Annotated in this window: 6 protein-coding genes; 1 reads left to right on the top strand and 5 read right to left on the bottom strand. The window is 43.7% G+C overall.

From position 1 onward, the window contains the following. Positions 1 to 14: 14 nt before the first annotated feature. Positions 15 to 1,298, bottom strand: coding sequence for a hypothetical protein (locus tag OSCI_RS04645; RefSeq protein WP_007353694.1), 1,284 nt, complete (start codon positions 1,296 to 1,298; stop codon positions 15 to 17). 498 nt (positions 1,299 to 1,796) lie between these two features. On the opposite strand from OSCI_RS04645, the gene OSCI_RS04640 reads away from it, so the two are divergent. Further along, entirely contained in the window at positions 1,797 to 2,678 is an 882-nt protein-coding gene (locus OSCI_RS04640) for a tetratricopeptide repeat protein (RefSeq protein WP_007353693.1), read from the top strand. 251 nt (positions 2,679 to 2,929) lie between these two features. Here the strand turns inward: OSCI_RS04640 and OSCI_RS04635 are convergent, their stop codons facing one another. The 4 genes from OSCI_RS04635 to OSCI_RS04620 form a co-directional block, all read right to left on the bottom strand. Continuing rightward, the gene (locus OSCI_RS04635) at positions 2,930 to 3,550 is read right to left on the bottom strand and encodes a TMEM165/GDT1 family protein (protein ID WP_007353692.1); all 621 of its coding nucleotides are present in this window, start codon (positions 3,548 to 3,550) and stop codon (positions 2,930 to 2,932) included. Between the two features lie 561 nt (positions 3,551 to 4,111). Beyond that, entirely contained in the window at positions 4,112 to 4,393 is a 282-nt protein-coding gene (locus OSCI_RS04630; RefSeq protein ID WP_007353691.1) for a type II toxin-antitoxin system YafQ family toxin, read from the bottom strand. Next, positions 4,393 to 4,617 (bottom strand): hypothetical protein, encoded by a 225-nt coding sequence (locus OSCI_RS04625; RefSeq protein WP_007353690.1) that lies wholly within the window; start codon positions 4,615 to 4,617, stop codon positions 4,393 to 4,395. The genes OSCI_RS04630 and OSCI_RS04625 overlap by 1 nt, the downstream gene beginning before the upstream one ends. A gap of 315 nt (positions 4,618 to 4,932) precedes the next feature. After that, complete coding sequence (locus OSCI_RS04620) at positions 4,933 to 8,322, bottom strand: tetratricopeptide repeat protein (RefSeq protein WP_007353689.1); 3,390 nt, start codon at positions 8,320 to 8,322, stop codon at positions 4,933 to 4,935. Positions 8,323 to 8,699 lie beyond the last annotated feature (377 nt).

The raw sequence follows: 8,699 nt of genomic DNA, 5'->3' as shown, positions 1-8,699 counted from the left end.
TCTCCCCCTGCCCATCACTCCTCAGTAGGCTTAGGCTTCTTGACAGGCTTAGCAAGGGGTTCCTTGCGAGGAGGAGGCGCTTCGGCTGCTACCGCTGCCGGTTTGCGTGTGGGAGGAGCAGGACGCGGTGCGTCTGGATCTCTCTTAGGGGCGGGAGTAAAGGCACGCTTGCCTTTAAAACCACCACCACCACCAGCCTTGTTGAATGGCTTTTTCTTCACGGGCATGGGGCCGATATTATTGCCCTGTTGAATCAAAAGTTTCTCAGCTTGCAACTGTACGTGGAAGTCCCAAAAATGACCGACTGCCTTTGTTGCTAAATCCCCAGTGAGTTTTAACTTAAAAAACTTCATCGTCTCCCCATCCTTGCGGGGAGCTTGTTTGATCTTGACGATGACATATTTTTCGTCCTCTTGGGATTGATAAATTACCTCACCGCGAATAGAAAAATAGCCATTTTCAACATTGATGTGGGACGGCGGGAAAGATTCGGGGGATTCTTCGCTGCTTACCTCCTCTCGATCGTCCTCTGGTGCAGTGTTCTCTTCCTCTGAGGACGGATCGATCGGTTTTTTAAGCGTTTCCGGCTCCCAAACGCCCATAATCTGGGCGTGTAAGTTGCCATCTTGCTGTCGGGTGCGGGGATAGACTACCCAGAGGTGTTCTTGTTCTAAGTTCAGGTGATTTTTCACTAAACTCATAACTCGACCAAGTAACACTGCGTCGATCGCCGTGCCATCGGATGCCGTGAGCGTACCCCGCGTGAATTGCTCTTCTGAGGCAGCGTAGCGCCCCCGGACTAAGCCAACGGCTCGGTACTGTCTGGGTTCGCTGGGCGGGGGAATTGGGTGTTGCCGCATTGCCCCGGCTGTGGGATCTACTGGTTCCTCCTCGTTAGCAATAGCGTCTTCTGCTATTGGCTCTGAGGCGGGTGCAGTTTGGCGATCGCTAACAGGAGCGGAGGGCGGGGGGGCATCGCCGGATTTTTCCTTTGGTGCTATTTTTCCTGAAGCCGTTGCTACAGATTCAGCGTCCTTTGGTGCTGTTTGCACTATGGGCACTATCCGACGGGGCTTTTGCAGCTTTTCCGTTGAGGAAATCGCCTCTGTTGATGCTGGGGGTTTACTGGGCTCGACAGGCACGGGTGTAGCAGATTCCGAAGGTACAGGACTCTCGGCTGCTGACTCTGGCGGCTGGGTAGGAGCTTTAATCAGATTGACAATCTGCTCGCTTAGGTTCTCTTTTTGAGAGGGAGTAGACTTGGACGATTTGGAAGAGCGGTTCGGGGAGGGGTTCATAAAAACTCCTTGCAGCGGAGACACATCCCTTTTGGGAACTTAGGAAGAAACTGTTTGAAATGCCACTAGCGGAGGACTTGGGGCTTGCGCCTCATGTCTCCCGGCCTGTTAACTTTTAGCTCAAGGACTGTCAACTCGATGCTGCTGTAAATTCCCAAAATCTTTGATATCAAAGGGTTTAGGAGATACCGATCGCATCTTAAGTTGATTGCCTTGAGCGGGAGTTGTTAGCTAGTAGCGTCACGACCTTCAGTGGTTATTGTACTTATAATTCAATTACCTAACGGGCTGATCCGCACAGTTAGGCAATTTCACAGCTAGACAAAACTACACTAGACTATCCTGCTTTACCGAATGGTAAGTGGCTGGGTTGTAAGTCAAGGTTGATTCGCTGAGTAGACTTGTGGGCCTGTTACCATATTAGCTGCAAGCAAAACGCTGTTTTGTCAGTTGGAGCTGTGAAATTGAGAACCATTGCGGTTGTGGGGGTCTAGTGAGATGGTAGGAAAGCGTCGCGGTTTGATTAGTGTGGTGATGGTGCTGTCACTTATTGCCTTTGTGGGTTTTTCTATTGCTCCGATTGTGGATAGTATTGTGAAGGCGAATCAGGCATCGAGTTCGCCTTCGCCTTCACCAACACAAACAACTATGGCGAAGCAATCGGATTTACAAGGTCAGGCACGGGGTTATGAATTGGTTTTGCAACGGGAACCGGACAATGTGACGGCTCTGCGGGGCCTGTTGCAGGTGCGCCTGGAATTGCTTCAGGCTAAAGAGGGGGAAATTAAGGATGTAATTACGCCTCTGGAAAGATTGTCGAAGCTGAATCCTGAAAATGTGGAGTATTCGATTTTGTTGGCGCAAGCTAAGGAGTATGCTGGCGATCGCGAAGGTGCTGCTCAAGCTTACCGCTCGGTGCTGACGGTTGCGCCTGGGGACGTTAAGGCTTTGCAAGGGTTGGTGAATTTGTTGCTCAAGCAGCAGCGGCCAGAAGCGGCGATCGGGTTGTTACAAGATACTCTGAAGGCGGCTCCGGCTGCAAATCAGGCGAAGGCTGGGAGTGTTGATGTAACTTCGGTGCAGTTGATTTTGGGTCAGGTTTATGCTGAGCAGAAGCGTTTTGATGAGGCGATCGTGATTTACGATGAGGGGATCAAGGCTGATGCTAAGGATTTTCGCCCGGTTTTGGCTAAGGCAATTGTTTTGAGAGAACAGGGGAAAACTGAAGATGCCGAAGGACTTTTTAATAAGGCTACTGAGCTGGCTCCTGCTAATTTTAAAGACCAAATTAAGCAGTTAGCTGCTGGGGCTCCTTCGCCTGCTCCTTCGCCTACGAGTTCGCCTACAAGTGCTCCTGAAACGTCATCTCCGACTCCTTAACCTTAATTTGTTAATGGTTAATGGTTAGTTGTTAGTTGTTAGTTGTTGGTTGTTGTTTGTTGGTTTTTGCGTAAGTCGTAAACTAGATAAACAAACTTTCATGCTCATAATCGTAGTAGCGACTTTAGTCGCTTAATTGCAGAAGAAAGCGACTAAAGTCGCTACTACGAGTTTGATAGAGAACGATATTGTTAGTTCAATTATTAGTTGCAACTAATAACCAACAACTAACAGTTAACTGTTAACAGTTTCTAAGCTCCTTCTAACAGGGCAACTGTACCGAAAACTAAGAAAAGGCATCCACCCAAGGCGGTGATTGTACGTTCGGAAATTCGACCGGCGATGATGCGTCCCCCGATAACTGCGATCGCGGCACAGATAGCGTGTCCTAAAATGGCTCCAAGTGTTACACCAACGGCATTGTTAGAAGCGGCGAGGGCGATGGTGGCTATTTGGGTGCGATCGCCCCATTCTGCTATAAATGTTAGTACAAAGGTTTTGAGAATAACAGCTAATTTACTTCCTGCTGGCAACCATTTAAAGGCACGCACTTGATTTACCGCTTCTTCTGCTTCCTGTATTTCTTCGCGATCGCATTTCGCGGGCATATTTTTGGCATCGTACAGCAGTTTTAACCCGAAGCAAGAAAACAGAGCTATTTCGGCAAAGTGAATGTAATTCTGCGGTAATAGTGAGACTGCTTGACCCACTAAAACAGATAATACTGTCATAGCTGCTAAGGCAGCGGTGGCTCCCACAAACACTAGCCTCCGCGAATGCCGCATTGCTAGAATGACGGCTATAAAGAATGTTTTATCGCCTAATTCAGAAATGGTAATCAATAATAGACCAGCAGTAAAAGCTGTTAACACTCTCTCAATCTCCTCAGATTTTTATTGTGGCTATCTGAGTGAGCTTGATGAGAGGGCAATACTCCACCAAGCTCACCTTAGATGTGAACTTAGTGAAAGTCTCGCTTGCAAATTGCTGTCTTTTTCCTTGTCGTTAGACTAAGGACGATCGGCTAATTTGTCACCTGAACCAGGCTTAACGCCAGTATGTTGACTCAGGTGGGCTGGTTATGTTTAGTGCCAGCAGCTACTCCCCTTCAGCATGGAATTATCATACTATATATATATGGGAATGTAAAGCAGTTTTTTAGAGTATTTTGTAAGTTTTTCAAGTTAAATAATTTCATCATTGTTGATTCATAATTGATTCATTTTAGATTCACAACACTTCGGACAGTTTGCGTAGGCGCAGCCAGCCGTAGGCATCGCTAACGGTACAATCAGGGTTTCAGGCTTTCGTCTAGGAGCGATCGCTAACGGTAGAATCAGGGTTATAGGCTTTTACTCAAAAACTGTCCGGAGTATTGGATTCATATAGTAGGTTGAAAGGCGATCGAGGTGATAAAACTGTACTTAATCTGTTTAATACACTTCATCATGGGAACCCAAGTTTATTAATAAAATTGCTTCTTCTTCATCTTCTAGGCTTGTAACAAACTCAAATAAAATGCGGTAGCTATAATCAATTGAACATGACCATATACCTGATAAATCTCCTGCCAGCTTGTGAGTCCGCAAGCTAGGGTGAAAATGGTCTTCAGCTAAGAGTTGTAGAGTTGCCTCAATCAACGGTCTAAGTTGTGGATTTTTACGGACTAGACGTTTGAAAGAGCGAATAGACTTCGGACTCCAACCAATTTTCATTAATCATCCAACTCCGCCATAAAATCTGCTATTGAACCAAATTTTACATTTCCTTGAGCGTAATCCTGACGAACTTCTGCAACTTCTTTTAATAATTCATTGCGTCTCTGTTGACGGAGGCGTTTGTGAAGGATATCTAGCAGTATTGATTGGTCTTCTAATGATAAAGCTTCGACAGCTTCTAGAGCTTGTTGGAATTGAGATATTTTTGTGTTTTGGCTCATAATATTGTTCTCTTCTCAACCTAAGATTTCATTATACCACTCTTGGTAATTAAGTAAGATAAAATTACCAGTATATTTTCATCTCAACAAAGGGTGAATTTTTTTTTGAAGATATCTTCCCTCCCAATACTATCCCTGGAATAAACACTAGAATAAGCAAAACAGGCTGAAGGCTTGCGCTTATGGCTATGGCAGTATTGAAGTTAAAATCAATTGTCAGACAATCATTAATAAATTGTAAGGTGGACACTCGCTTCAACCATATCTAGCTATGAGTTACAGGCTTTTTCCAGCGATTGCCCACCCTATAGTTAATTAAGCCTGCTTAGCTAAAAGCTCTTGAAACACCTCATACATCTCCTGTGCCAACTTTTTAGGATTCCACAACGGCGCTAAATTCTCCGGTTGCTTAGAACGGACTAAATGTTCCCGCACCGCATTTCTGAAAGCCGCATCTCGACCAAATTTAATCCCCCATTGAGTATATTCTTCCCAATTCCAAGCTACACCCACATCAAGATTTACACTCTTCAAAAATGCGTAACCCATCCGCGATAGATACTGATTACCTGCTCTCGTTACCACTGGTAAATTAGCCCATAAAGCCTCTAAATTATGAGTTCCACCATTGTAAGGATAAGAATCCAACAGCACGTCAGCGACATAATAAATCGCCCGATGTTCTTCCTCCGTTTTGGTTTGCCCTAAAAATTTAATCCGATTGAAATCTACTCCTTGAGCATCGCATTCTTGGCGATAACTGGTGTGAATTACTTCGGGATCTCCCTGACCTTTACGGATCAACAAACTGTCAGGAACTTCCTTAAGGATTTTAACTTGAGCCCGTAGCATTTCAGGATTGGTCTTTCTGCCAGGTGCAACGCACAGATAGGTCATCTGATCTAAACCAATTCCCAAAGAGTTTCTTAAAGCATTTCTATCAACAGAAACACTTTGCAATCCACTAATTGCTACAGAACATTCGGGCAATCTGACTAATTGCTCAATGTAATGTTTTTCCACGCCCGCAGGGTGAGTGTATTTGTCGCAGAGAAAGTAATGCTTGTCAGATAGATATGGTGCGTCAAATCCCAGCCAAGAAACGCAAACTGATGCGGGATAGTAATACAATATCTCCACATTGGTTGGCACTGTCATTGAATCTAAATCTATTAAGATATCCAAATTATCTTGCAATACCTCTTCAAGAAGTTCTCCCCCATCTGCAAATCCATTCGGATATTTTTTAGGCCAGTAGAATTTGCCTGCCATTTGTTCAAATCGCTCTGTAACTTCATCTTTTTGTAGCTTCCCAGTAACGTAGAGATGAACGTGAGGAGTGATCTTAGTTAGTTCGCGAATTAAAGCTTCACTGCACCAACCTACGGAATGGCGGCGAAAGTGTTTGGAGAGAAAACCAATTCTTAAATGCCTTTGTTTAATTGGGTAATTGCTAGGCTTTGGTTTGCGATCTATCTGCCGTTGTGGTACAGCTTTTTTGTAATATTGCTGGGCAATTAGTTTGTAGAAGTTGGCATTTGCTTCTCTATCATCTCGCAGGTGAGAAACGGCAAAGAGGAAAATTTCGTAGAGTAGTTTAATGTCAATGACACTAAAATTTTCACAGCTTTGATAGCTGAGTTTTTCTATCTCTATAAGTTTCTGAAGAGCGAGTTCGCTAACACCTGATTGGAGATAGGAAAATACGTAAGCAGTTGCGGACATAACTGGGACACTTTCACCGCAATATTCGCAGTATTTGTCAGCTACTTTTCTGGCTCCTGCTAGGTTGCTAGAATGACTGAGTAAGTCGCACAATTGCTGGTGTGCTTCGCTGAAATAAGGATTGAGTTCGATCGCTTTTTCAAAATAACCAATTGACTCTCCGGGTCGATCCTGTTTCTGAATGTGTCCCATTCGGCAGTAAACTTCTGCCCAGTCTGGTTTATAAACTAAAGCTTGTTGATAGGTGGCGATCGCTTCTTCTAGTTTCCCTTGCATGGAAAAGGCATTACCCATATTGGCGATCGCGTCTGGCCAGTCTGGTTTATGTTTGATGGCTTCTTGATAATTACTAATTGCTTCCTCATACTTTCCTTGATGCAAAAGTGCATTAGCTATGTTGAAATGTAGCGCTTCTAACTGAGGTTTAATCGCGATAGCTTTCCGATAGTATTGGATTGCCTCTTCTAGATTGCCTTGCTGCATCCGCGCACTGCCAATATTGGCATAAGCTTCTGCCCAATCAGGTTTGACTGCGATCGCTCTTTGATAACTCTGAATTGCCTCATCTCGCTTGCCTTCGGTTAAAAGCGTATTGGCTAAATTAAAATGGAAATCTGCACCAACTACATGAGGATTTATGTCGCTCGTTTTCTGAAAATAAGCAATTGCTTCCGCTGATTTTCCTTGCTTCTGAAATACTTTGCCTAAGTTCCAATATACTCCCGCTAAATCTGGTTTAAGAGCGATGGCTTGCTGATAATAAACAATCGCTTTTTCCAAATGCCCCATTTTGAAATACATACTACCAATGTTGGCGCGGACTTCGGCATAATTGGGTTCAAATTCGAGTGCTTGTTCGTAGGCGCGAATGGCAGCATCCATTTTTCCTTGACCTTGCAGTGCGTTCCCCAGCGTCACATAGGCTTGTATGAAATCGGGTCTAATTTTCAGCGCTAACTGGCAAGATGCGATCGCTTCTCTGAAATTTCCTTGGAGTAAATAAGCTTCGGCGCGTTTTTTATATTCCTCAACTTCTTGAAATTTAGCAACTTGTTCGGGAGGATTAAAATTGAAGCTTGAAACTTGTTCCGCAGTTTCATCAGCAGTTTCAAAAGGCCGATCTAAACTTAAATCTTGGGTAGTCTGTGGTAGATTTAAACTTGAAGGTTGTAGCCCGTATTCTTCATCTTGCTTTATTGGTTCTTGCTGTTGCCATTCACCTTCTTTTTCCAGTTCAAGAAATTGACCTTTAGTCCCTTCATCATTTGGCGAATTTTTCGGCTCTTCCTGAGATTTTAGTTGCTGTAAGCTAGATAATTTATCTGTAGCTTCAGCATCCCCAGGTTGCAATTGTAAGACTTTTTGGTAACAGGAGATTGCGGCATCTACGTTATTACTTTTTGTTAAAGCCTCAGCTAATTTATAATAATTTCTCAGTAACCCTGGCTGCAAAACTAGGGATTTTTGATAACAAGCAATAGCTGCACCTAAGTCTTCTTGTTGCTGCAATATATTGCCCAGCATTAAAAGAACTGAAGCCAAATTTGGGTTATTAGCAAGTGCTTTTTGATAACTATTTGCAGCTTCATCTAAGCGACCTAGCTTATAATACATACTGCCCAAGTTGGCATGAGCCTCTGCAAAGTTCGGGTCAATTTCTAATGCTTGAGAGTAGGCATGAATTGCCATTTCCAGTTGCTCTTGACTGTGGAAAGCATTTCCCATTGTCAGGTATGCGGGTGCAAAATCTGGCTTAACTTTGAGAGCGAATTTGCAGGACGCAATTGCTGAGTCTAACTGTCCTTTCAAAATATAGACTTCAGCTAGTTTTCTATGAATCTCAGCATCCTCAACGTTAAAGCTAATTGCTTTCTGATAATTATCAGCCGCAGCATCTAATTTGCCAGCTTCTTTAAGCCAGTTGGCTTTGTTGAAATGCGCTTGTGCTGCTTCTAAATTCACTAATGACTCTGTTATCATCGGCTCTGCTACTCTCACAGTTTTTACAACAATACTATCGAATCATTTAACTCATTGCTCTACTCTTACTAACTAAGTAGAAGAGCTATTGACATATTCTACCTGATGCTTCAGATAAGTTTCTGTCGCTACTGTATTTGTACTGATACCTGCTCTCAAAACCCGGATAACCTCCTTTACAATCAGTTTACATCAGTTTCAAGCTAGATTAGATATATAATTTCAATTACTTAGTGAGGTGGAACTTTCAAGATCGGGTAGTGAAACTAGACGAGCAAAACCAGCCTTTGTTTCCGCTAACGGCGCTCAGCTACTTGCAGTAATAAAGGTAAGCCATAGCAGAAGGGACAAGGAAAATGCAATATAAATTGCCCTAA

Source organism: Kamptonema sp. PCC 6506 (assembly GCF_000180455.1).
In the GTDB taxonomy this organism is placed as follows: Bacteria; Cyanobacteriota; Cyanobacteriia; order Cyanobacteriales; family Microcoleaceae; genus Kamptonema; species Kamptonema formosum.
This window is presented reverse-complemented; position numbering and strand designations above follow the sequence as displayed.

Bases quoted from the DNA above. Each gene is read 5' to 3' on its own strand.
- OSCI_RS04640 (WP_007353693.1), top strand. From the start codon at position 1,797: ATGGTAGGAAAGCGTCGCGGTTTGATTAGTGTGGTGATGGTGCTGTCA.
- OSCI_RS04630 (WP_007353691.1), bottom strand. From the start codon at position 4,393: ATGAAAATTGGTTGGAGTCCGAAGTCTATTCGCTCTTTCAAACGTCTA.
- OSCI_RS04620 (WP_007353689.1), bottom strand. From the start codon at position 8,322: ATGATAACAGAGTCATTAGTGAATTTAGAAGCAGCACAAGCGCATTTC.
- OSCI_RS04625 (WP_007353690.1), bottom strand. From the start codon at position 4,617: ATGAGCCAAAACACAAAAATATCTCAATTCCAACAAGCTCTAGAAGCT.
- OSCI_RS04645 (WP_007353694.1), bottom strand. From the start codon at position 1,298: ATGAACCCCTCCCCGAACCGCTCTTCCAAATCGTCCAAGTCTACTCCC.